This window comes from Flavobacterium sp. YO64 (genome assembly GCF_004119505.1).
GTDB classification, from domain to species: Bacteria; Bacteroidota; Bacteroidia; order Flavobacteriales; family Flavobacteriaceae; genus Flavobacterium; species Flavobacterium oncorhynchi.
The window spans coordinates 1-25,848 of record NZ_NRQV01000027.1 but is presented as its reverse complement, the minus strand read 5'-3'; the positions used below and the strand labels follow the sequence as shown (position 1 = coordinate 25,848).

Annotated in this window: 19 protein-coding genes; 12 read left to right on the top strand and 7 right to left on the bottom strand. The window is 34.9% G+C overall.

What is annotated here, in order from left to right; genetic code table 11:
- Nucleotides 1-16: 16 nt before the first annotated feature.
- From BOW57_RS16655 to BOW57_RS16645, 3 genes are all read right to left on the bottom strand, one after another.
- The gene (locus tag BOW57_RS16655; protein WP_129055872.1) at nt 17-1,228 is read right to left on the bottom strand and encodes a Xaa-Pro peptidase family protein; all 1,212 of its coding nucleotides are present in this window, start codon (nt 1,226-1,228) and stop codon (nt 17-19) included.
- A 236-nt stretch (nt 1,229-1,464) separates the two neighbouring features.
- Nucleotides 1,465-2,532 (bottom strand): proline racemase family protein, encoded by a 1,068-nt coding sequence (locus BOW57_RS16650; protein WP_129055870.1) that lies wholly within the window; start codon nt 2,530-2,532, stop codon nt 1,465-1,467.
- Nucleotides 2,525-3,499 (bottom strand): ornithine cyclodeaminase family protein, encoded by a 975-nt coding sequence (locus BOW57_RS16645; RefSeq protein WP_129055868.1) that lies wholly within the window; start codon nt 3,497-3,499, stop codon nt 2,525-2,527. Before BOW57_RS16645 ends, BOW57_RS16650 begins: the two co-directional genes overlap by 8 nt.
- Before the next feature lie 155 nt (nt 3,500-3,654).
- Between BOW57_RS16645 and BOW57_RS16640 the strand changes: the two genes are divergently transcribed.
- Entirely contained in the window at nt 3,655-4,962 is a 1,308-nt protein-coding gene (locus tag BOW57_RS16640) for a S28 family serine protease (RefSeq protein ID WP_129055866.1), read from the top strand.
- A 48-nt stretch (nt 4,963-5,010) separates the two neighbouring features.
- On the opposite strand, the gene BOW57_RS16635 is transcribed toward BOW57_RS16640, so the two are convergent.
- On the bottom strand, nt 5,011-5,481 hold the full coding sequence (locus tag BOW57_RS16635) for an Lrp/AsnC family transcriptional regulator (RefSeq protein ID WP_129055864.1): 471 nt from the start codon (nt 5,479-5,481) through the stop codon (nt 5,011-5,013).
- Nucleotides 5,482-5,669: 188 nt separating this feature from the next.
- On the opposite strand from BOW57_RS16635, the gene BOW57_RS16630 reads away from it, so the two are divergent.
- From BOW57_RS16630 to BOW57_RS16590, 10 genes are all read left to right on the top strand, one after another.
- On the top strand, nt 5,670-6,482 hold the full coding sequence (locus BOW57_RS16630) for a DUF1338 domain-containing protein (RefSeq protein ID WP_089053960.1): 813 nt from the start codon (nt 5,670-5,672) through the stop codon (nt 6,480-6,482).
- Nucleotides 6,483-6,577: 95 nt separating this feature from the next.
- Nucleotides 6,578-8,131 (top strand): aldehyde dehydrogenase family protein, encoded by a 1,554-nt coding sequence (locus tag BOW57_RS16625; protein ID WP_129055862.1) that lies wholly within the window; start codon nt 6,578-6,580, stop codon nt 8,129-8,131.
- 158 nt (nt 8,132-8,289) lie between these two features.
- Nucleotides 8,290-9,033, top strand: a complete 744-nt coding sequence (locus BOW57_RS20790) for a TonB-dependent receptor plug domain-containing protein (RefSeq protein WP_206734752.1) — start codon at nt 8,290-8,292, stop codon at nt 9,031-9,033.
- Nucleotides 8,949-11,411 (top strand): SusC/RagA family TonB-linked outer membrane protein, encoded by a 2,463-nt coding sequence (locus tag BOW57_RS16620; protein WP_206734753.1) that lies wholly within the window; start codon nt 8,949-8,951, stop codon nt 11,409-11,411. Before BOW57_RS20790 ends, BOW57_RS16620 begins: the two co-directional genes overlap by 85 nt.
- A 23-nt stretch (nt 11,412-11,434) precedes the next feature.
- Nucleotides 11,435-12,934, top strand: a complete 1,500-nt coding sequence (locus BOW57_RS16615) for a RagB/SusD family nutrient uptake outer membrane protein (RefSeq protein ID WP_129055860.1) — start codon at nt 11,435-11,437, stop codon at nt 12,932-12,934.
- Nucleotides 12,935-13,123: 189 nt separating this feature from the next.
- Nucleotides 13,124-15,127 carry a trehalase family glycosidase gene (locus tag BOW57_RS16610; protein ID WP_129055858.1) on the top strand — a complete coding sequence of 668 codons (2,004 nt, stop codon included), beginning with the start codon at nt 13,124-13,126 and terminating at the stop codon, nt 15,125-15,127.
- A 38-nt stretch (nt 15,128-15,165) separates the two neighbouring features.
- The gene (locus BOW57_RS16605) at nt 15,166-17,298 is read left to right on the top strand and encodes a beta-galactosidase (RefSeq protein ID WP_129055856.1); all 2,133 of its coding nucleotides are present in this window, start codon (nt 15,166-15,168) and stop codon (nt 17,296-17,298) included.
- A 132-nt stretch (nt 17,299-17,430) separates the two neighbouring features.
- On the top strand, nt 17,431-19,728 hold the full coding sequence (locus BOW57_RS16600) for an aminotransferase class III-fold pyridoxal phosphate-dependent enzyme (RefSeq protein ID WP_129055854.1): 2,298 nt from the start codon (nt 17,431-17,433) through the stop codon (nt 19,726-19,728).
- A 191-nt stretch (nt 19,729-19,919) separates the two neighbouring features.
- The gene (locus tag BOW57_RS16595; protein ID WP_129055852.1) at nt 19,920-22,871 is read left to right on the top strand and encodes an FAD-binding and (Fe-S)-binding domain-containing protein; all 2,952 of its coding nucleotides are present in this window, start codon (nt 19,920-19,922) and stop codon (nt 22,869-22,871) included.
- Between the two features lie 109 nt (nt 22,872-22,980).
- Nucleotides 22,981-23,403: an MgtC/SapB family protein gene (locus BOW57_RS16590; RefSeq protein WP_129055850.1), complete on the top strand. Its 423-nt coding sequence runs from the start codon at nt 22,981-22,983 to the stop codon at nt 23,401-23,403.
- Between the two features lie 34 nt (nt 23,404-23,437).
- Here BOW57_RS16590 and rclC read toward each other — a convergent pair whose 3' ends face one another.
- Both rclC and BOW57_RS16580 read right to left on the bottom strand, forming a co-directional pair.
- Nucleotides 23,438-24,001, bottom strand: coding sequence for a reactive chlorine resistance membrane protein RclC (gene rclC, locus BOW57_RS16585; protein WP_129055848.1), 564 nt, complete (start codon nt 23,999-24,001; stop codon nt 23,438-23,440).
- A 62-nt stretch (nt 24,002-24,063) separates the two neighbouring features.
- Nucleotides 24,064-24,915, bottom strand: coding sequence for an AraC family transcriptional regulator (locus tag BOW57_RS16580; RefSeq protein WP_129055846.1), 852 nt, complete (start codon nt 24,913-24,915; stop codon nt 24,064-24,066).
- A 197-nt stretch (nt 24,916-25,112) separates the two neighbouring features.
- On the opposite strand from BOW57_RS16580, the gene BOW57_RS16575 reads away from it, so the two are divergent.
- The gene (locus tag BOW57_RS16575) at nt 25,113-25,406 is read left to right on the top strand and encodes a GNAT family N-acetyltransferase (RefSeq protein ID WP_129055844.1); all 294 of its coding nucleotides are present in this window, start codon (nt 25,113-25,115) and stop codon (nt 25,404-25,406) included.
- 66 nt (nt 25,407-25,472) lie between these two features.
- On the opposite strand, the gene BOW57_RS16570 is transcribed toward BOW57_RS16575, so the two are convergent.
- Entirely contained in the window at nt 25,473-25,760 is a 288-nt protein-coding gene (locus BOW57_RS16570; RefSeq protein ID WP_241687463.1) for a hypothetical protein, read from the bottom strand.
- Nucleotides 25,761-25,848: the final 88 nt, after the last annotated feature.

The following is a 25,848-nucleotide window of genomic DNA, read 5'->3' as shown; positions in this document are numbered from 1 at the left end:
TGTGTGTTTCTTGTGCTTAATATCCAAACGGATTTTCAACACTTTCCATTGGATTTGTAAACCATTTTGGTCCATTTTCTGTCATATAGAAATGGTCTTCGTGACGAATTCCGAATTTTCCAGGAATACAAATCATTGGTTCGTTGCTAACCACCATTCCTTCAAGAAGTTCAATTTTACTGCCTCTTACTAAATAGGGATATTCATGAATATCCAAACCTGTTCCGTGCCCTACTCTATGCGGTAATCCCGGTAAATTATAATCTGGGCCTAAGCCCGCTTCTGCCAATACCTTTCTAGCTGCATCATCAACAGATCCGCATGATGCTCCTATTTGAGCAGCTTCGAAAGCAGCATGCTGCGTTGCTCTTTCTAAATTCCAAATCGTTTTATATTCTTCAGACGGAGTTCCGTACGAATACGATCTTGTAATATCTGAGATATATCCTTCCAGCTTACAACCAGTATCAATAATAACTGCTCCATTTTCTTTTAAATCCTGAGGCACAGAAACACCATGCGGATATTGTGTATCATCAGCAAATAAAACAATACAAAAATAAGAACCAGCAACAGCACCTGCTTTTATGTGCGCTTCATTTATAAATTTAGTAACCTCCGCAGCTGTAATTCCAGGTCGTAATATTTTTGCCGCTGCACGCTGTACAACCATTGTAATATCTTTTGCTCTTTGAATAATTGCAATTTCATTAGCCGATTTTTGCATACGACAGGCCGATGTTATAGCAAGTGCATTGATAATAGTATATGACTGATTTGTTTTTACAACACCATCAACCAAAAAATAAGGAGCCGATTCGTCTATTGCAACATTTCCGCTTACAATATTTTTACTTTTCAATAATTCTCCCATCAAAGCGTAAGGAGATTCGTGCTCTTCCCAGCAATTAATTTTCCCGTTTAATTGCATGTATTTTTTAAAAGTACCTTCTTCAAACTTTGGAACAATATAATCCAGCGTTCCATCGTCATACAATAAAGCGCCCACCATTCTTTCTGACGGATTCCATTTGGTTCCCGTAAAATAATAAAGGTTTGTTCCTGCGTTAACATAAAGCACTTTTACATTGCTGTCTTTCATAACAGCGACAGCCTTTTTTAAACGAGCTAAATATTCTTCTGGTTGAATTGGCTTTACATCCAATGTCATATTTTCTATTTTCTCTAACTCCGCAGCAGCAGTTGAGCCTCCTATACCAATTGTCATTTTATATATTTTTTTTAAATTGATTAATTACATTATCTAAACCCGTTGGGCGCGATTACTTTCAACACATAGAAACATAGCTTTTTGTCGCGTTAAAAGGCGTTTCACTTTGCATGAATGCACATAGAACCTCTATGTGTAAATGATGTGTCATTTATTTTAATCTTTTACCCAATAAAACAAACCTATGTTTCTATGTGTTAAATAGTTTCTAGTAAATACACTACACTTTTTAACTATCTAAGTATAAAACCATTTTTCATAGGATCTTTTGGATCTATTAAAAACGTATTTACTCCGGTTACAAAAGCAGTTCCTTCTACTTGCGGAATTACAGCTTTAAAAGGTCCAAATTTTTCTTCTCTAACAAGAGATCCTGTAAAAGTACTTCCTGTTATGCTTTCTATCGTAATAAATTCATTCAAATTTATAGCATTTCTCGCTTTTTCAATCGCAATTCTTCCAGAAACACCTGAACCTGTTGGGGAACGATCAACTTCTCCATCAGCAAAAACACAAACGTTTCGGCTGTGATTAGAAATATCAAGCGGTTCATCAATAAAAATAGTGCCGTATAAAAAACTCAAATCCTCCTCAAACGGATGCTGAATTTCTTTATCCTGATCCATTACGGCATGTTTTATATCAACACCGTTTTGAATAATAGTACGGTAATTTTCTTCGGTTAAACCGAAATTCAAATGCGTATTTTTCCTCAAATCAACATAAGCATAAAAAGCACCGCCATAAGCCAAATCATAAACAACATCTCCCACTCCCTGAACGTTTACAATACGATCTAAACCTACAACAAAACTAGGTACGCAATGAAACCTCACTCCTGTTACTTCGCCATTTAAAATGGTTACAAACGAAAAAATTCGACCGCAAGGAGCATCAATTTTCAATTCATTCTCCCCTTCTTTTATTGTTATCCAATTCATTTTTGCAGCCAAAGTGCTTATCGCAATAACCGCATGACCGCACATACTGCTGTAACCTTCATTATGCATGAAAAGAATCCCAAAATCGGCATCATCATCATTTGGCGGAAGCAAAATACAACCGTACATATCAGCATGACCACGAGGCTCAAACATCAATGCTGTTCTTAAATAATCGTAGTTTTCTTTTATATCTCGTCGGTATTCTAAAACCGTATTTCCTTTCAATTTTGGAAAACCAGAAACAATTACGCGCAAAGGTTCACCGCCTGTATGCATATCAATTGTTTTTATCTGCAGTACATCTGCCTCTGCTTTATAATCAATATTATTACAAATATTTTGATATGTTTTAGACATTTTTTTGTGTTTTTAAATTATACTCTTCATAAAAATATCCAGCTGCAACAAGATCCTCTAAAGCATGTCCAACGGATTTAAAATAGGTGATTTCAGTATCAGATGTTCTACCTGTTTTTGTATTGCTGCACAGTTCAAACAAATCTGCTTTGATCGTTTCTTTTGTGATAATTCCACTTGTCAGCGGAATCAAAATATCACCGCTTTCCTTAAGTCCGCCTTGATAAGTATCAAGAAATAAACTTGATTTTAAAACGGCTTCATCATCTGCTTCACGCATATCTTTTTTATAAGCACCAACAAGATCTAAATGCTGTCCTGCTTTCAGCCATTTTCCAAAAACAAGTGGAACAGGCGATAAAGTCGCAGCCGAAATAATATCAACTTGAGAAATAACTTCTTCTACAGTTGAAACCGGCTTGCAGGTAAACGAAGAATTTTTGAGTGCATCACAAACCAATTGTGCTTTTTCTATAGTTCTTCCCCAAACATAAACTTCTTTAATTGGTCTGACGCTTGCATGCGCTTGAATCAAATTTATAGCTAAAGCTCCTGTACCAATCATCAGCATAGACGAAGACTCTTTTCGAGAAAGATAACTGCTAGCCAATGCAGATGTCGCTGCGGTACGTTTTCCTGTTAACGATTTTGCATCCAGAATTGCTTTTATATTTCCTTTATGCCCGTCGAGATAAATATAAGTTCCTTGTATTGAAGGCAAATCGTATTTACCATTATTGGGACTCACAGTTACTATTTTTACTCCTAAATCTCTACCCGCTTGAAACGCCGGCATTAGCAGTAATGTTGAATCTTTCTCTTCTGCAGGATTAGGATAATCATGATGATGACGCATAGGCACTTGGATAGCCGAAGTCGAAAACCCAGCACGAAGTCTTTCTATAAGTTCTTTAAAATTGCATTTTTCTTCAATGAAATGATCTGAAATAAGTTGTATTGGTTCCATGTATTTTGTTGAAATTTTACTAAAAATAGAAGATTATTTTATGATAATACTATTTCACCCCAAAACCAGATAACATATGCTAACTTAAGGTTAATATAGTACAAATTGATTAGACTTTATGACCTTATTTTTATAAAAAACAATTTTAAACAATAATGAAAAAGTTAAAACACATTTTAGTAGTACTGACTGTTTCCTTGACATTCTGGACTAGTTTTGCTCAAACTGAAACCGCACCTCAGACAGGTTTAGAAAATAAACTGAAAGAATTATTTCCTGATGCTGTTATTACAAAAACCAAAGACCTTGACGGTTTTAGCGAGTCGTATCAATTAGTTCTTAACGAACCTTTAGATCATAACAATCCGAAAAAAGGCACTTTTAAGCATTATGTGTATTTATCGCATTTAGATTTCAAAAGTCCAATGGTGATCGAAACCGAAGGTTATGCTGCACGTTATAAAAAAACAGAATTGAGTTCTTTATTACATACAAATCAAGTAATTGTTGAATATCGTTTTTATGGAAACTCGAGACCTAACCCAATTCAATGGAAATATTTAACAAATGATCAGGCGATCGAAGATTATCACTCGATTGTAACAAAATTGAAACAATTGTATACAGGAAAATGGATTTCGACAGGAATTAGTAAAGGCGGCGAAACGACCTTAATTTACAAATCGAAGTATCCTGACGATATTGATGTTGCGGTTCCGTATGTGGCACCTTTAATAAACACACAGGAAGATCCTAGAATCGAAAAGCATCTGGCAACTGTAGGAACTGGTGAATGCCGTAAAAAAATAGTTGATTTTCAGCGCACTTTATTACAAAACAGAGCAGCACTTCTTAAAGAAATTAAAGCTTATGCTGAACAAGAAAAAATGACTTTTACTGAGGTTTCTTTTGATGAAGCTTTAGAATATGGCGTTCTCGAATTTCCTTTTTCGTTCTGGCAGTGGGGAGGAAAATGTGAAGACATTCCTGATAACACAGCATCATCAAAAGCACTGTTTGATTATATGAACAAAATTGTTGGAATTGGTTATTACAACGACAAAAACTATTATGATCTATTGCCATCTTACTACCAACACATGAGCGAACTAGGGTATTATGGATTTGATTTTACACCTGTTAAAGATTTATTGACGACTGTAAAAAGTACTTCAAACAATCGATTCGCGCCAAAAGATGTTCAAATAACATATAATCCAAAATACATTAAAAAAGTGAGGGATTATGTAGAAAATAAAGGATCCAAAATACTATACATTTATGGCGGTTATGATACTTGGGAATCTTGTTCTCCTACTCCTAATTCAAATCTTGATGCTTTAAAAATGGTTTTAGCCGGTGGAAGTCATGCCACTAGAATAAAAAACTTTTCAGAGCAAGATCAAGACAAAATAATGAATACACTAACAAGATGGTTAACAGAACAACCAAACTTAAATTAAAAAATAAGGCTGAAGAAACTTTTTTCTTCAGCCTTATTTTTTTCATTTTTATACAGGCACATTTTTTTCAAATGCAGAACCAAATGAGAAAAAAGAATCGGTGCTTCCTACACCTTCAATTTGATGAATTTGCTCGTATAAAATTTTACGAAGTTCTTCATTATTATAGGATACAATTTTAATAAACAAAGCATATTTTCCAGAAACCCAATGGCATTCAATTACCTCAGGAATTTCTTTCAATTTTTCAGCAATTGAGTAAGAAAAACGCGCTTCTTTAGTAACAATTCCTGTATAGGTAACCGTTTCATAACCAAGTTCTTTGGCATTCAGTTTTACTAAAAATCCGGTAATAATTCCAGACTCCTGCAATTTCCTGACCCTCAAATGTACGAGCGAATTTGATATGTTTAATTCTTTAGCTAAATCAGAAAATGGCACTCTTCCGTTTTCACTAAGTTTTTTGATGATTTCTTTATCTAAATAGTCAGTATTTTCATTGTTTTTTATGCTTGCCATGGCTCATTTTTTTGGATTGATTATACTATTTTGACAATTCTAAAGCTGATTCCAGCATTTAAAGTGTCAAAATTACAAAAAAACAATCACAAAATGTCTAATTATTAATAATCACGTACACACAGTGTTATAATAACATCGTTTTATATAGATTTGTGTCATAATCACACATTTTTAACACAACCAAAATGAATAAAGATCAATTACTTACAAAACTATGGGAGCAGTATGCTGCTATCACTCCATCAGCAAAAAAAATTCATGAATTATTAGAAGAAAAAGGTGAAGTAATAAAAAATGACCATATCGCAATTCGAACTTTTAATGATAAACGTATTAATATAGAGGTATTAGAAAAACCATTTTTAAATGTTGGTTACGAAGCAAAAGGAGAATACAATTTTGAAACCAAAAAATTATTTGCCAAGCATTACGAACACGCTACAGACAAAGATGCACCAAGAATTTTTATTTCTGAACTGGAATTAGAAAAATGCTCTGCTGAATTACAGGAAACTGTAAAAGACATTTTGAACAGTTGTGACGATGATACATTCAAGAATCCTGAATTAGTATTAAGCGGTTCTGTTTGGAAAGCAGATTCTCAGAAAATCTATAAATCATTATTGAGCGAATCTGAATATGCGGCCTGGATGTATGTTTATGGATTTAGAGCCAATCACTTTACTATAAATACAAATGCTTTAAAAGATTTTGAAACATTAGAAGAGCTGAACACTTTCTTAGAAAACAGCGGTTGGAAATTAAACGAATCTGGCGGAAAAATTAAAGGTACTCCAGAACAATTATTAGAGCAATCGAGCACACTGGCTGATTTGTATACAATTGATTTTGAAGAAGGAGCTCTAGAAATTCCATCTTGTTACTATGAATTTGCACTTCGTTATCCAATGTCAAACGGAGAATTGTATCAAGGATTTGTTGCTTCATCTGCCGATAAAATATTTGAGAGTACAGATGTTAAACTGCAAAAATCATAATATTCAGATTGATTTACAGCAATCTACATTATCAAATAAATCAACTTCTTATAATGCCCGATAAGAGTTGAATAACACAATCAAAAAAGGTCAAAATGACAACAACAGAATTACAATTTGGAATAAAAGAAGCTTTAGACCAATTAGGCATAAAGGAAATTAACGAAGGAACCTCAACAGGATTAAACCATTTTTCGAACGGAGAAATACTAGAAAGTTTTTCTCCTGTTGACGGACAGTTAATTGCCAAAGTTAAAACTTCGACAGCTGCAGATTATGAAAAAGTAATGGAGGCCGCAACAACTGCTTTCAAAACATTTAGAGTAATGCCTGCACCTCAGCGCGGTGAAATTGTACGTCAGTTTGGAGAAAAACTGCGTAAAAACAAAGAAGCTTTAGGTAAACTGGTTTCTTATGAAATGGGAAAATCATTGCAGGAAGGTTATGGCGAAGTACAGGAAATGATCGATATCTGCGATTTTGCTGTAGGACTTTCACGTCAGCTTCATGGCTTAACCATGCATTCAGAACGTCCAGGGCACAGAATGTATGAGCAATACCATTCTTTGGGGGTTGTTGGGATAATTTCGGCATTTAATTTTCCAGTAGCAGTTTGGGCTTGGAACACAGCGTTGGCTTGGATTTGCGGTGATGTCTGCGTTTGGAAACCATCTGAAAAAACACCTCTTTGCGGAATTGCCTGTCAAAATATTATTGCCGAGGTTATCAAAGAAAACAATCTTCCCGAAGGAATTTCCTGTTTGATCAACGGCGACTATAAAATTGGTGAAATACTAACAAATGATAGCCGTATTCCGTTAATTTCTGCGACAGGTTCTACTCGCATGGGTAAAATAGTCGCACAGACTGTTGCAGGACGTTTAGGAAAATCGTTATTAGAATTGGGCGGAAACAATGCTATTATTGTAACGCCGGATGCTGATATTAAAATGACCGTTATTGGTGCAGTTTTTGGAGCTGTAGGAACTGCAGGTCAAAGATGTACATCTACGCGTCGATTAATTATTCATGAAAGCATTTATGATAAAGTAAAAGATGCAATCGTGTCGGCTTACAAACAATTACGTATTGGAAATCCTTTGGATGAAAACAATCATGTTGGACCGTTAATCGACAAACAAGCTGTCGAAATGTATAATTATGCTCTTGAAAAAGTAGTTGCCGAAGGAGGTAAAATTCTAGTAGATGGCGGTGTACTTTCTGGCGAAGGATACGAAAGCGGCTGTTATGTAAAACCTGCAATTGCTGAGGCAGATAATTCATTTGAAATCGTACAGCATGAAACTTTTGCTCCTGTATTGTATTTGCTTAAATACTCAGGAACTGTTGAGAATGCGATTGCTGTTCAAAATGGTGTTGCGCAAGGATTATCATCGGCAATAATGACCAATAATTTAAGAGAAGCTGAACTGTTCTTATCCGTTACAGGTTCTGATTGTGGCATTGCAAATGTAAATATAGGAACTTCCGGCGCTGAAATTGGCGGCGCTTTTGGAGGAGAAAAAGAAACCGGAGGAGGAAGAGAATCTGGGTCTGATGCGTGGAAAGTATACATGCGAAGACAAACCAATACAATCAATTATACTACTAGTTTACCATTGGCGCAAGGAATAAAATTTGATCTGTAAGCAAAAACTAAAAAACTAAAAAAAACAGATTAAAAATTCATCGCATTTTATCGATCAGGTTTGAAACCGAAGCCAAAAAGTAAACTGCTTTTATAACAATTAAAAAAACTAAAAAAAGAAAAACTATCGGATTTTAATTAACCAAAAACTATCACCAAATGAAAAAACTATTAATTAGGAAGCTGAATTTTATTCCTTTACTATTATGTTTATGGCTGCCAACTCTCCATTATGGTCAAGCGCAAAAAAGCATAACCGGAAAAGTAACTGATGATAAAAACAATACGTTACCAGGCGTAAGCATTTCTATAAAAGATTCAAACTACAATGCTTCAACGGATTTTGATGGAAATTATACATTGTCATTCCCATCAAATTTAACAAATCCTACAATCATTTATTCGTTCTTGGGTTTTACACAAAAAACGGAAACTGCAGACAACCGGACTACAATTAATGTAACAATGACGGAAGAAACCAATAAACTTAATGAAGTTATTGTAATTGGTTACGGCTCTCAGAAAAAAGGCAACGTTACCGGAGCAATTTCATCTGTTAAAAAAGAAAGCATTGAAGCAAGGGCTACAACAAATCCTGCCGAAGCACTGCAAGGTTTAGTAGCGGGTGTAAATGTGCAAAAAAGCGGTGGTATTGCCGGCGCAGATGTAAGAGTAAAAATACGCGGCGTAAATACCTTTGGAGCAACTGAACCGCTTTATATTATTGACGGCTTTCAAGGAGACATTAAAACCATAAACCCAACAAACATTGAATCGATGGAGGTTCTTAAAGATGGAGCTGCTGCTGCTATTTACGGATCTGTTGCGGCAAATGGTGTAATTATCGTTACCACCAAAAATGGTCAAAAAGAAGGTATAAAAGTAGATTTCAGTTCGTTTTAAGTTTAACGAATGTTGCTAACACTTTAGATTTATTAGATGCCGACGGTTATCGTACCGTACACAAAAGAATGTATGATGAGTATAACAAATATGCTACATCACCAAAACCGCTTCCTGCTTATATTACTGCTCCATCTGATGTTAATACAGACTGGCAGGACGAAGTTTTCCGTTCTGGACTTACACAAAATTATGGCTTAGGAGTTCAAGGAAGACAGGGTGATATTAAATTTGCTTTGTATGGTAACTACGTAAAACAAAAAGGAGTTGTAATCGATAATGATTTTGGTCAGCAAACAGCAAGTGCAAGAGTAAGCTTTAAAAAATCTATTTTTGATGTAGATGGAAAAATGGCTTATATAGCAACACAAAATGCACTGCCTAATTTTCAATTAAAAGAGGTATACACAATGGCTCCTTTAGTTCCTGTTTACGATTCAAACGAGCAATACGGCTATGGATTAACGGGTAAAAATGGACTTCCGGCAGGAACAAATCCAGTAGCCGAAGAGCATTTTAGAAAAAGCAAAGACAACGGACAAGATTTGACAGCAAATATTGCTATTACAGCAAACATTACTTCATGGTTGAAGTATAAAATTGCTTATTCATACCATATGAAAAACAACCAGCAAATGGCTCATTTTCCGCCATTTATTGCTAATCCAAAAGAAGTGCATCTTTATCCGATGCAAACGGAATTAAGATCACATTGGGATGAGCAGATATTAGATAATATCATCACAGTTGATAAAACTTTTGGCAAACATACTTTTGGTTTAATGCTTGGTAACACTATTAATGGTCAATCATCAAACTGGAATCAAGTAAGTGTTGAAGGAAAGACAACAGACTATTCTGTAGAAAACGGAGAGTTGGTATCAATCGATCGTCCTTCTGGATTTTTAGATCCAAATTTTGAAACTATCGGTGCAGGTAAAGGAGGAACTTACTCTGCTGACGGTTCAAAATTTCAATACAATCGTGTATCCTTTTTCAGCCGTTTAAACTACTCTTTCAACGATCGTTACTTACTTCAAATGACGGTTAGAAAAGATGGTTCATCTAAATTTGGAGAAGACAGCCGTTGGGGAACTTTCCCATCGATTGCTTTAGGATGGAAAATAGATCAAGAAAACTTCTTCCCAAAAGATTTTTTCATCTCAAATTTAAAATTACGTGCAAGCTGGGGACAATTGGGTAACGAAGCTGCTTTAGGATATTACTCTGCAAATACTTTAATCAAAACTGGAAATAGTTTAGGCAACGGTTATGTACAAGGTGTTGGAAGCAACCCATGGCCGGGAAGTATTGCAACTGCATTAGAAAACAGAAACTTGCAATGGGAAACAACTGATTCTAAAAACGTTGGTATCGATTTTACGCTTAAAAACGGAAAAATCAGTGGTTCGATGAACTACTACCACAATGTTACTGATAATTTATTAATTACAAAAAGATTAGCACCATCTGCTGGTATTGATAATCCGATACTTAACGTAGGTAAAATCAGCAACAGCGGTTTTGAACTTGAAGTAAACTATCGCGATCAAGTTGAGGAATTTAAATACAATGTAGGTTTCAACCTTACTACACTTAAAAATAAAGTAGAGTCTTTGGCAAACGAAGGACAAACGATTTATGGTGAAGGATTGAAATTTGGAGAAGAGCATTTCCCAACACAAGCACGTGTAGGAAGTCCAATAAGTGGTTTCTATTTGTACAAAACTGATGGTATTTTCCAAACTGTTGAGGAAGTAAAAGCACACAACAAAAATGGTGTTTTATTACAGCCAAATGCACAGCCTGGAGATATTCGTTTTAAAGATTTAAATGGAGATGGTTCTATAGATGAAAATGACAAAGCTTATGCTGGAACAGGATTACCAAAATTAGAAGCAAATCTTAGTTTAGGAGCGAGTTACAAAGGTTTTGACTTCTCTGCATTAATTGGAAGCGGATGGGGTAACAAACTGTATAACGGAAATAGATATTTTTACGAATCTATGAGTGCAGGAACCAATATGCTGGCTTCGACTCTAAATTCTTGGACACCAGAAAACCGCAGTAATATGCCGCGTGCCGTATTGCAAGATCCTAACGGAAACAGCCGTGAATCTGATCGTTTTCTTGAAAGCGGAAACTTCGTAAGAATGCGTCAAATACAATTAGGATATACTATCCCAAGTAAAATGTTAGGTAAAGCTAAAATAGACAAACTTAGATTTTATGTAAGTGTTGAAAACCTATTTACAATCACCGATTACTCAGGTATTGATCCAGAATTTTCTCGTGCATCTGTTCTTGACACTGGTGTTGATCGTTTTGTTTATCCATTTACAAGATCATTTGTATCAGGTGTTCAATATATATTTTAATTCTATTTAAAAAAGACAAAATCATGAACAAGATATTTTATTTACTATCCATCATAAGCTTATTCACTATTACAAGTTGTAGTGATTATCTAGACCAGCAATCTCCAGACCAGCTTACCTCAGGTAATTTCTGGAGAAATAAAGCCGATGCAGAATCTGCTTTGGCAGCAACGTATTCACAACTTGAAGCAGCCGTAGACGAATGGGCTTTTGCCGAAGTAAAATGGCCCGTTGAAGCTTATCGTGAAGACATTTGCGACTTAGGAAGCGATGCCCTAAACTACCAAAGCTGGGTTGAACTTTCGACATTTACCTATACAAATGGTAATCCTCAATTTACAACGTATTGGAGACTTAACTATAGAGGAATCAGTAATGCGAATCAAGTTATCGATAAATTGCCTCAAGTTCCTGCTGCTAACCTAAACGATGCTGACAGAGCACAAATTGAAGCCGAAGCTCGTTTTTTACGTGCTTATTACCATATGAAACTGCTCCTAAATTGGGATCAGATTTATGTTAGAAAAAAATACATTACTAAAGAAAGCGATCTAAGTATTCCGTTATCAACACGTGCTGAAGCATGGGATTTTATTACAAGCGAACTTAAAGCTGCGGCTGCAGTACTTCCTGCAAAACAATCTACAGATAAAACCGGACGCGCAACAAGCGGAGCTGCAAACAGCTACCTTGGATTTGCTTATTTAACGAGAGCTTATGAAGAAACAGCTCAAAAACAAGCTTTCTTAAACGAGTCTCTTACTGCACTTAATAAAGTTCAAGGATATGACTTAGTTAAAGATTACGTTTCTATGTTTGATGGTACTGCGAAAAATACCAGAGAATCAATATTCGAATTGCAATTCTCAGAAACAACAGCAAACGGTGCTTTTTATCGTAATGCTCTTCATTATTGGATGGCTGCTGCAGAACTAGGCGGATGGGACGAAATCCTGCCAAGTAAAGTACTTATAAACGAATTTAAGAAAGAAGGAAAAATAGCAACTACAGGTAACTACGATACTCGTTTTTACAGTACAATTTTCTTTAAAGATCCTTATTTTAATGATCCAAGTAATCCGTTAGTATTAGGAACTACTTATGATGATAAATTTGGAGACACTGACAAACCAGTATTCCGTAAATTTATTCCAAGTACACAAGAAAAAATGAATCAGGAATTTACAGCAATCAACGTTCCATTAATGAGATACTCAAACGTATTGTTGATGCAGGCCGAAGTATTAAACGAATTAGGCCGTACACCAGAAGCAATTCCGTACATCAACAAAGTTCGTAATAGAGCAGATATGCCAGCAATGACAGGAACAACTGCAAGCGCTGTAAAAGCTCAAATCGAGCATGAAAGAATTCTTGAATTTCCGCTTGAAAACTATCGTTTTTATGACTTACGTCGTTGGGGAAAAACAAAAACTGCTCTTGATGCTGCGGGACGTACTGGGTTTGATGCTGCAAAAAACAACTTCTACCCTATTCCGTTAACAGAATTACAAGCAAATTAATCCATTAAATAATTACGATTTTTAAAAGAATAGCCCTATATTTCTTGGGCTATTCTTTTTATCTAATAGCAAATTGCTGGAGATAGTTTTTTATAAACCATTCTCCACAATATTATATTTATCGAAAAGCATCGATTCATATAAACAGCTGAAATAAAACCAAAAAACATTCAATAAAGACGAAATAACATGGGCAAAAGGCATATACTTTTTATTCTATCCTTCTTTTTTATCTTACAATCCGGCTCGGCGCAAAAAAGATTTCCAATTTTAGAATCCGCAAAAAACAGCTTAAATTATAAGGGAAATCCAGCGAAAGCTGAAGATCGTAACTCATTGGCTTTCTCAGATAAAGGCGCATGGTTTGCATTTGGATTCTTGGACACATCCAATACGCAGGCAGGATTTTCAGGTCCATTTTTAATGACAGAACAAAACGGAGTTTGGCTGAGTCCATCATTTGTTTCTTTACAGCTTACTGACGAAAATAAAAACGAAATCATTAACTGGAAAAATGCTTTAGTAAATCAAAACAGTTACAACAGTCATCTTGAACAGCAGTTTCAAAACGAAAAAGTAAGCGTACAACAACAGCTGGTTTATTTATCAGGCCATTCGGCACTTCAAAAAACAAGTATTACCAATAAAACAGGAAAAGCAATAACACTTTATCCGTCTTATAACGCCTCTCTTTTTTTAAATGATTTAAAGTTATCCAATGAAAATAAAATTTTAAAAATAGTTTCTTCAAAAAGTAAAGCGATTGGATACATTCAGTTTTTAAATTCAAATCCTGCAATCGAAATTACAAAAGAAGGTTACAAAGCTCAAACTGAAAAACTGACTTTAAAACCTAATGAAACTAAAGAAATTGTTGTTTCTCAAACCTATATTTTTCCACAATATTCATGGCAGAAAGAAAAAGAAACGATCGCTAAAACAACATTTAACACACTGCTGAACAACACACAAAAAGAGAAAGAAAATCTATTGGCACAATTAATTGCTAAGAAAAAAGCGATTTACAAAGACAACATTTATTCTGATTTAATTGCAAAATTAGAATTGACATTACAAAATAATACCAGAATTGCGGCAGAAGGATTAAAACACGGAGGTCTTTTTCCGAGCTACAATTATGAATGGTTTCATGGATTTTGGGCGTGGGACAGCTGGAAACACGCGGCAGCTGTAGCTAATTATGATACTGAATTGGCAAAAAACCAAATGCGTGCTTTATTTGATTATCAAGAACCAAACGGTTTTATTCCTGATTGCGTTTACAGAAATAATCTTATCGAAGAAAACAATTACCGCAACACAAAAGCACCGCTTGCAGCATGGGCAATTTGGAAAATTTATGAGAAAACAAAAGATGCTGCTTTCTTAAAAGAATTTTATCCAAAATTAAAACTATACCATAACTGGTGGTATAAAGAACGCGATCACGATCAAGATGGTTTATGCGAATTTGGCTCAACAGACGGAACTCTAATTGCAGGAAAATGGGAAAGCGGAATGGATAATGCAGTTCGTTTTGATGACAGTAAAATCTTGAAAAACGGAGAAAAAGCTTTTTCTTTAGATCAAGAAAGTGTCGATTTAAATTCATTCTTGTATGCCGAAAAAAACTATTTAAGCAAAATGGCTCAGGTTTTAAAATTGGGCAAAGAATCAAAAGACTGGCAAGACGAAAGCACAGCACTAAAAACTAAAATTCAAACACAATTTTGGGATGCCTCTACTGGTTGGTTTTATGACACAACAATCGATGGAAAATCGTTAATAAAGATTATGGGATGCGAAGGATATCTGCCAATTTGGGCAGAAGTTGCAACTCCTGAACAGACTAAATTAATGAAAGAAAATATGCTAAATCCAGCTATTTTTAACACATTTGTTCCTCTGCCTACATTAGCAGCCAATCATCCGAAATTTAAACCCGAAGGCGGTTATTGGAGAGGACCAATCTGGCTTGATCAAAGTTATTTTGGCATCAATGGATTAGAAAAATACGGATACACAAACGAAGCAAATCAATTAGCGCATAAACTTATTCATAACGCTGATGGTGTTCTGGACAAAGGAACTTCTATTAGAGAAAATTATCAGCCTCTAACCGGAAAAGGACTTGAAGCTTATAATTTCAGCTGGTCGGCGGCGCATTATTTAATGCTTCTTTTGAAAAACTAAAACTTAGAATTTATTATTGATTAAAGATTAAACATATCATGAACCAAAATATATCTCTTGCAAAATTTATTGCTGCAGTAACATTTATTGCAGGCAGTCATTCCACACCTATTTTTGCTCAAAATAAAAAGGCAGTTTCTTTAGAAAAAAAAGATCCGCAGCGTTTTTTCTCAAAACCAGATTTAATGCAGATTGGCGTTTATTATTATCCTGAACAATGGCCAAGAGAACAATGGGAACGCGACCTGAAAAACATTAAAAAACTTGGTTTTGAATTTACGCATTTTGCTGAATTTGCTTGGACTTACATGGAACCTCAAGAAGGTGTTTATGACTTTAAATGGCTGGACGATGCTTTGGCTATAGCTGAAAAAGAAGGTTTAAAAGTAATTCTTTGTACGCCAACTCCAACTCCGCCGGCATGGATGGGAGAAAAATATCCTGAGATATATTTAGTAGATGCAAACGGCCGCCGCAGAGAACACGGAAACAGAGCAAATGTGTCTATAACTAATGAAAAATACAGAGAATTTACAGATCAAATTGTTGCCGAATTAGGAAAAAGATACGGTAAGAATAAAAATATCATGGGCTGGCAGATCGACAATGAACCTCTTGGCACCGCAGATTTCAGTCCATCGGCACGCAAAGCATTTCAAATTTGGCTTAAAGCCAAATACGGAACAATTGAAAAGTTAAACACAGAATGGGTTGGAAATTTCTGGAGTACACGTTACAATAACTTCGAACAGATTGTTTTACCAAATGCTGAAATGTATTTTGAGGATAAATTGAGTCCGCATGCTGTTTTAGATTTCAAAAGATTTACTTCTGATGCTCAAGCTCAGTACTTGAACAGACAAGCTGAAATACTTAGAAAATATGTTGATCCAAAACAATGGATTACAACAAACTTTACTAACGTAATTTATGACGCTGATCCAAGAAGTGCAGACAAAATGGATTTTATAACCTATACGATGTATCCTGTAAGTGGTCAAAATCCGTTAGGCGGCGATAGTTTTAGAATGGGTTCTCCAAGCAAAATTTCAGAAGCAAATGATTATTACAGATCAATAACAGGCGTTACCGGTGTTATGGAATTACAACCTGGGCAGGTAAACTGGGCCAGTATTAATCCGCAGTTACTTCCGGGAACTGTGCATATGTGGATTTCACAGGCTTTTGGCGGCGGCTGTTCTTTTACTTGTACTTATAGATATAGACATCCTCTTGGAAGCAGCGAAATGTATCATGACGGAATCGTTGGCACTGATGGCATAACACTTACTCAAGGCGGAAAAGAATTTGTGCAATCTATTGAAGACATGAAACTGCTTCGTAAAGAATACAACCCGAAAGCTGTAATACCGCAAGAAATTGCAAAAAGAAAAACTGGTTTTTTATGGAGTCATGACAATCTTTGGGATTTAGAAAACCAGAAACAAACCAAATTCTGGAATACTTGGAAACACAGAAACACTTATACTTCGGCCATTAAATCAACAGGTGCTCCTATGGATTTTATTACAGAAGAAGCGAATTTTGATGATTACCCATTTATTGTTGCGCCGGCTTATCAGCTTGTTGATCAAAAACTAGTGGCAAAATGGCAAAAATATGTAGAGAACGGAGGAAATTTAATTCTAACTTGCCGTACAGGACAGAAAGACAGAAATGGTCATTTTTTCGAAGCAAATTGGAATGCCCCTATTGTTCCTTTAATTGGTGCTGATGTTGACTTTTTTGACATGTTAGTTTCTGATGTAAACGGAACTATTAAAGCTGGAAACAACAGTTACAAATGGAATACTTGGGCAGATGTTTTATCGCCTAAACAAGGAACAGAAGTTTTAGCCACTTATGACGATCAGTTTTACAAAGGCAAAGCAGCAGCTGTAACTCGAAAATTAGGCAAAGGAACTATTACTTATATTGGAGTAGAAAGCAATGATGGAAATTTAGAGAGACAAATTGTACGTGACACCTATTCTCGTGCAAAAGTTACAATTGAAAACTTACCAAAAGGTGTTTTTATAGAATGGAGAGATGGTTTTTACGTAGGCGTAAATTATACCAATGAGCCTATTAATCTGCCTATTCCTCAAGGAAGTAAAATACTAGTTGGACAAAACCCATTACAGCCTGCACAAGCTGTGATTTGGAAATAAAATTTGAAATTAGGTTTACCACAAATTTTCACGATTTTTTTTAAATAGCATACGCATAATAATTAGTAAAAATTTGTGCCATTTGTGACGAAAAAACAATAAAACAGACAAAAACAATTTAATATAATACCAATGACTTTTTCAGAAGCAGCTATTCAAGACTTAGTAAAAGAACATTACGGATTAAACGTAACCGTAAAGGCATTAAATGGATATGATGAACTAAATTTTCTTTTATCAAATGACAAAAATGAAAAGTACATTCTAAAAGTATCAAATGAAAGTCATCCATTTCCTTTTTTAGAAGCGCAGGTTGAAATCATAAAACACTTGACGAGAAGCAATATTTCTGATTGTTTTCAGCAATTTTGCATTAATAAACAAGGCGGTGAATTAACTAAAATAGTACTTGACAATCATATCTATTATATACGAATTCTAAACTTTTTAGAAGGTACTTTTTGGGTTGATAAAAAAGCTAAAACAACTGAATTACATTCTAATTTAGGTTCTTTTTTAGGGAATATGGACAATGCTTTAAAGGATTTTTCGCATCCTGCAATGCATCGCAATTACACTTGGGACATTAGTCATGCGAGTGAAGCTGGAGATAACTTAAAACACATTCTAAATCACGAAAAAAGACGTATTGCAGGTTATTTTCTACTTCAATTTGACACAGAAGTTCTGCCTCAAATACATCGCTTGAGACATGCTTATATACATAACGATGCCAACGACTATAATGTATTAGTACAAGGTAATCGCATAAGTGGTTTGATTGATTTTGGCGATATGGTTTATACCGCTCTTATCAATAATTTAGCCATTGCTTGTACTTATGCCATGCTTGATGAAGAAGATCCGCTTGCTGTTGCGGCATCAATTGTTCAAGGATATCATAAAGCGTACGCACTTACAGAACAGGAATTAGATTTATTGTATTATTTAATAGCGGGAAGACTTTGTATCAGTGTTACACAATCTGCTTACAATGCTTCGTTAGACAGTAATAATGAACATCATTTTATTACCGAAAAACCGGCTTGGGATTTATTATATAAGTTAATTCAAATTAATCCAATCAAAGCGCAAGATGCTTTTAGAAAAGCTTGTGGTTTTGAAGGATTAATCAATGATAATGATTACAGCGATTTACTCGAAGTTCGTAAAAAGAAAATTGGTCGAAATCTAAGCATTGGCTATAAAGACAAATTAAAAATTGTTAAAGGCGCACTGCAATATTTGTATGATGATAAAGGAAAAACCTTTGTAGATTGTGTAAATAATCCATCGCATGTTGGGCATTGCCACCCAGTTGTAGTTAGAAAAATGCAAAAACAAATTGCAACTTTAAATACAAATACAAGATACTTAAATGACACCATAACGGAATATGCAGAAAAATTAACCGCAACATTACCCGAAAAATTAAGCGTCTGTTATTTTGTAAACTCTGGAAGCGAAGCAAATGATTTAGCGATAAGAATGAGCCGTCATTATACCAAACAAAAAGATATTATTGTACTGGATCATGCATATCACGGAACCTCAACTGTGGCAATGGAAATGAGTCCGTATAAATTTGACAGCAAAGGCGGTTCTGGTCAAATGCCATGGATTCACAAAGCAATCAATCCTGATTTATATCGAGGCCCTTTTAAATACGGTGATACAAAAGCAGGCGAAAAATATGCTGATGATGTACAACGAATTATCGAAGATTTAAAAAAGGAAAATAAAGCACCTGCCGTATTTATTTGTGAAACTTTATTGGGAGTCGGCGGGCAAATTCCGTTACCCGAAAACTATTTAAAAACAGCTTATGAATATGTCAGAGCCGCTGGAGGTGTTTGTATCGCCGATGAAGTTCAAGTAGGATTTGGAAGAATCGGAGATCATTTCTGGGGATTTGAATTACAAAATGTAGTTCCGGATATTATTGTTTTAGGGAAACCAATTGGCAACGGACATCCGCTCGCAGCGGTAATCGTAACAGAGGAAATCGCAGATTCTTTTAATAACGGCTTAGAGTATTTTAACACCTTTGGAGGAAATCCGGTTTCTATGACAACAGGATTAGCCGTTTTAGATGTTATTCAGGAAGAAGAAATGCAGCAGCATGCACTAGAAATAGGAAATCATTTGATGAACGGTCTTAAAACTTTGATGGCAAAATACCCAATAATAAGCGATGTTCGAGGACACGGATTATTCATTGGCGCCGAAATGGTAAAAGACAGAACAACAATGGAACCTGCAGTTCCTGAAATAGATATTGTAGTCGAAAAGATGAAAGCCAATGGCTTTTTACTCAGTACAGACGGTCCTTTGCATAATGTTTTAAAAATAAAACCACCAATGACATTCAGCAAACAAAATGCCGATGAAATGGTGCGTTTACTTGACATTGCATTAAGCGAATTGTAGAAAACATTTAACACATAATCCAAACTTTTGAACACAATATTGTCATTTCGACCGAAGGGAGAAATGACAAAACTCTAATTGAGTTTCTGGATTATGTGTTAAAAAACAGCAAAAACAAACAAAGACTATTCCTGACTTCTTATCCGAATAATTTTGGATAAGGCAATCTTCTATATAATTACTGTATTAAAATGAATAACAATAATATCCTTTCCAAGAATTCTATTAATCTTGAAAGTTTAGAAAAGCAGCTAGAAGGTAAATTATTTTACGATCATACTATGCGCTTACTTTATGCTACTGATGCAAGCGCTTATAAAGAAATGCCTTTGGCAGTTGCAGTTCCAAAAACTAAAGAAGATATTCAAAAAATTATCACCTTTGCAAGAGAAAATAAAAGCAGCATAATACCGCGTGCTGCAGGAACCTCGCTTGCTGGTCAAGTGGTTGGAAATGGAATTATTGTTGATATTTCGCAGGAATTTACCAAAATCATTTCAGTCGATGCAACCGAGAAATCGGCTTGGGTAGAACCTGGAGTTATTCGTGATGAATTAAATCTTCATTTAAAATCATATAAACTTTTCTTTGGACCAGAAACTTCTACCAGTAATCGCTGCACGATTGGCGGAATGGTTGGCAATAATGCCTGCGGTGCACGATCTGTTGTTTATGGTTCTACTCGCGAACATTTACTTGAAATTAAAGGTTTTCTGGCTGATGGCTGCGAGGTTACTTTTGGTGCTTTGACAAATGCTGAATTCGAAGACAAATGCAACGGAATTAATGTAGTAAGTCCACTAGAACAAGCCATTTATCTTCAAGCTAAAGATATTTTATCATCTGGAGCCAACAGAACTTTATTCGAAAATAATTTTCCTAAAAAATCAATTCCTAGAAGAAATACTGGTTATGCTTTAGATTTATTAGCAGATTCTATGCCTTTTGGAGATTCAAACGAAAAGTTCAATTTTTGTAAATTAATTGCAGGATCTGAAGGGACTTTGTTCTTTTCTACAGCCATAAAATTAAATTTAGTCGACGCTTTAAAACCCCACGCTGCTTTAGTCTGCGTACATTTTGAAAGCATTAACGAATCATTAAAAGCTAACATTGAAGCTTTAAAATTCAATCCAGACAGCGTTGAGTTAATCGATCATTATATTCTAGAATGTACAAAAGAAAACATTGAGCAAAGCAAAAATCGCTTTTTTGTAAAAGGTGATCCACAAGCAATTTTAGCAATCGAATTTTTACGTGATACTCAAGAAGAAATTGACGCTGTTGCGATAGAAATGGAAGCTTTGATGCGCTCTAAAAATCTTGGCAATCATTTTCCGATAGTTTACGGAGAAGATACTAATAAAGTCTGGGCATTAAGAAAAGCTGGATTAGGTTTATTGTCTAATATTCCCGGCGATGCTAAAGCTGTCGCTGTAATTGAAGATACCGCGGTCGATGTAAATGATTTACCCGATTTTATTGAAGACTTCAATGCAGTTCTAAAAGAAAGAAATTTAAACTGTGTGCATTATGCTCACGCCGCAACTGGCGAGTTACACCTGCGCCCAATTATCGATTTAAAAACAAAAGAAGGTACTGCAATTTTTAGAACTATTGCGACAGACATTGCTCATTTAGTCAAAAAATATAAAGGTTCTTTGAGCGGCGAACACGGCGACGGAAGACTTCGAGGAGAATTTATCCCTTTGATGTTAGGCGAAGAAATCTATCAAATGTTTGTTCAAATAAAAGAAGTTTGGGACCCTTGGGGTGTTTTTAATCCTGGAAAAATTGTGAATACACCGCCTATGGATACCAGTTTAAGATATACAGCTGGTCAAGAAACACCAATGCCCGAAACTTATTTTGATTTCTCTGAACATAACGGAATTTTGCGTGCCGCCGAAATGTGTAATGGTTCTGGAGACTGCAGAAAAACCGAAAAAAGTGGTGGTACAATGTGCCCTAGTTATATGGCAACGCGTGACGAAAAACACACTACACGTGCAAGAGCAAACATTTTAAGAGAAACGATAACGAATTCAAAAAAAGAAAACAAATTTGATGATGAAGGTCTTCTTGAAGTTCTCGATTTATGTTTAAGCTGTAAAGGTTGCAAATCTGAATGCCCATCGAATGTTGATATGGCAAAATTAAAAGCCGAAACTTTGCAACAGTATCACGACAAAAACGGCATTAAATTCCGTTCGAAATTGATTGGAAATACGCCCAAAATAAACCATTTATTTACAGCAATACCTTGGATTTATAATTTATCTACGAAGGGTGTTTTAGGAAATATTATCAAAAAAACATCGGGTTTTGCAGTCGAGAGAAAATTGCCTTTAATGCATAAAATCACTTTTGGAAAATGGATGAAAAACTATACTCAAAAAGGAGATTTTACAAATGGAAAAGTGTATTTGTATAATGATGAATTTCTGAATTATTATGATGTTGAAATTGGTCAAACGGCCGTTAGACTTTTAAATCGTTTAGGCTACCAGGTTGAAATTCCGAAAATCGGCATCAGCGGAAGAACTTATCTTTCTAAAGGAATGCTGAAAGAAGCTCGCAAAATAGCCGAACAAAATATTCTTGATTTTGAAAAAAGCATACCTCAAAACGGAATTTTAATTGGAATAGAACCTTCGGGAATATTATCTTTCCGAGATGAATATCCCGATTTATGCCGCGGCGATTTAAATGAAAAGGCAAAATTAGCTGCTACAAAAACCTTTTTAATCGAAGAATTTTTAGCCAAAGAATTAGACGAGGGTCGTATTTCATCAGCCAGTTTTACAGATAAAACAGAACGTGTGCGTATGCATGGACACTGTTTTCAAAAAGCTTTGTCATCATTAGTTCCGCTAAAGAAAATTCTAATGCTGCCAAAAAACTATACCGTTTTAAACATTCCGAGCGGATGCTGCGGTATGGCGGGTTCTTTTGGTTATGAAAAAGAACATTACGATATCTCTATGAAAATAGGAGAACTGGTTTTGTTTCCAACAATCCGTTCAGAAGAGCAGGCTACATTAATCTCTGCATCAGGAACAAGCTGCAGACATCAAATTGCTGATGGTACAAGCCGTAAAGCACAGCATCCAGTAGAAATATTGTTTGAGGCATTAAAATAGATTCTTTTTAAACTCGTTGAGTATATTTATTTTTTAAATATCTTTATGTTAAGGTTACAGCTTTTACAAGAAAATGAATCTTTTTTTAATGATCTAAAAAGTAATAATTTTGAGCACTACAGAATTTTTAACAAGACTTGCTGCCGCCACTTTAGCGGGATTAATTATAGGTTTTGAAAGACAATGGAATCATAAAGAAACGGGACTAAAAACGAATACACTGGTAGCTATAGGAGCTGCAACTTTTGTATTATTATCTATAAAAGTTGCCGATACTGTATCAAATGTTGATGTTACTCGTATAACCGCTCAAGTTGTTATGGGCGTTGGTTTTCTAGGTGCAGGAGTCATTTTTAGAGAAGGCGATAATGTACATGGTTTAAACTCCGCCGCTACAATTTGGTGCAGTGCTGCTATTGGTTGTATTGCCGCTTCTGGTTATTTTGTTGAAGCTTTAATTTGTACACTTATGGTCATTATTATAAATACCGCTATCGAACCAATCGAAAGATGGTTGAAAAACAGGAAATAGTAAGTTCTAATTAACTTGTTCTTATTCTTTTTTCTTAATCTTTCAGAAGCTTTTTAGCAGAATCAGAAGCGACAATCAAACCGCCGGCCATCATAATAATATCTTTTACAACTAATCGACCAGCACCTGATAAATAAGGAAAACCAAATTGCGGAGTTGGCAGATCGCCTCCCAAATTAGGAACCCAAGTTTCTGGAGTTGTAATTAAAAAAGTAAGAGTTACCAATGCCATACCTGCAGTAAGCAATCCGCCGATAAGTCCCAGACGATTATTAAAAATACCCAAAAAAGTCAACGTACCAATAATGACAATAACGGTTCCTAAAGCATACGAAAAACTATAAGTTCCGTTTTGATGATTCCATTCAATATTCTTTTGAACCATCTCCCCTTCTTTATTTTTATGTTCTTTATATTCTTGCGGATTATTATAAAAGAAACTCATCAAAGGACTGTTGGCTACAAAAGGAACGATTCCGTCTGCCTCATATTGAAAAGCTTTAAGTCCGCCAATCCACACCATAACAATAAGAATAGCGATTCGCATAAAATTGATAAACTGCCCTTGTAATTTTGATAAAATGATTAAGATTTTCATAGTCTAAGTATTTAGACACAAAATTAAGAAGAGCCAATTTAGACCACAATGGACAAATATGGCTATTCTCTGGACAAATCTGCTACGATTGATATTCCAACATTTTCGCGAAAAGCAGTTGGCGTAATTCCAGTATGTTTTTTAAAGTAACGGCTAAAATAATTCTCATCATCAAAATTCAATTCAGCTGCTATTTCTTTCATACTCTTATAAGTCAGATGAATTAACTTTTTAGATTCAAGTATTACTCTTTCATGAATTAATGTCGAAGGTGTTTTTAAGAAATACTGCTTGCAGATCTTCGAAAAATTATTGGGAGAAATTCCCATTTTTGCGGCATAAAAAGAGGGCTGCCTTTCTTTATGAAAATTATTTTCCAGCAGTTCCTTAAAATTCATCAGCGGATGATGTGCATTCTTTTCTGCTTCAATACTATTATCTTTAGATTTAATTTTACTGCATAACGCCAAAATCAATTGTAAATATGCTTTTACAACTGCTGCTGCATATGTATTCGTCTCTTGAAGCTCGATTATCATTTTTCTCAAGATGAAATCAATTTCAGTATAGTCTTCTTGCTCAAGATTTATAAAAGTCTGCTGATAAATATTATTAAACAAAAGTCCATTACAGGCGACTTCTTTTTTATGGTATTCAATGCAGTAAAAATCACCGTGAAACTGCAGTTTCTTTACTTTAATTGGAGATTCTACATTAAAATAAACCATTTGGTATGGCGTTGAAAACAGCGCAATTTTGCCGTTAAAAGAGTACTCAACTAAATCTACGCTTACTTTCCCGCTGCCTTCAAATAAAAATATAGTATAAAGCGGCGAACTGCCTAACTGATTAATATCAGCTGTACTGCATTCCTGAACTGAACAGCCTTTTTGATTGTTTTGTTTATCCTTCATTGGTAATTTATTCTGTAAATTCTATTTGCTGTTTTTAAGCAGTACTCAAAGTTATAGTATTATTTTGGGGAACTGACTTTTAAAGAATAGAAAAGAATAGGTCAATCAAACACTGTTTTTTTCTAAAATTTCTTGTCATAGATTAAGTCTACTAAGTTTTATACTTACTAATTTTACAATACTAAAAAAAAACAATTATGGAATATACAGTTATAAACAACGAAAAAGATAAACGTTTTGAGATTCACATAGATGGACATATGGCGTTTGAACAATACAAATTATTCGATGGCGGTATTGCCTATATTCATACTGAGGTTCCACCAGAATTATCTGGACAAGGATTAGCGGCTTACATAGCAAAATATGTTTTGGATTACGCAGAAGAAAATCATCTTAAAGTAAAACCGTATTGTCCTTACATAAAAGCTTACATCGACAAACATCCAGAATATCAAGCTAATTCATTATTTCATAATAAAGAATTATAAAACTGATAAAACAAAAAAAGACTACTCAAACCGAGTAGTCTTTTATATATAACAGCTAAACGGCTTTTAAGCCATAAATAGTGCATGTTTATTATAATTATACAAAACCTTATCATAAGGTACATAAAGTGACGTTATCTTCTCTGATGCTTCATTAAACTTGATTCCATTATGTTTTCTAAACAAGTAAATTTCTTTCAAGCAATTTGATAGACTTTGATGAATTGAAGTTGTAAAAGTTGGCAGTTTATTATCTCCTACTAATAAATCAATTTGATAATTAGAACTGCTTTTTGACAAGTTGTTACCAATAATTCTTATTGTAAAAGTAGTCGCTTTTACCGTGTTGTTCACCTTGATATTGTAATACCATAATTTTATAATTAAAAAGGTTATATGTTTTCTCTTTACTCTTATTTAAAGTTATGAAAAAAAATGACTG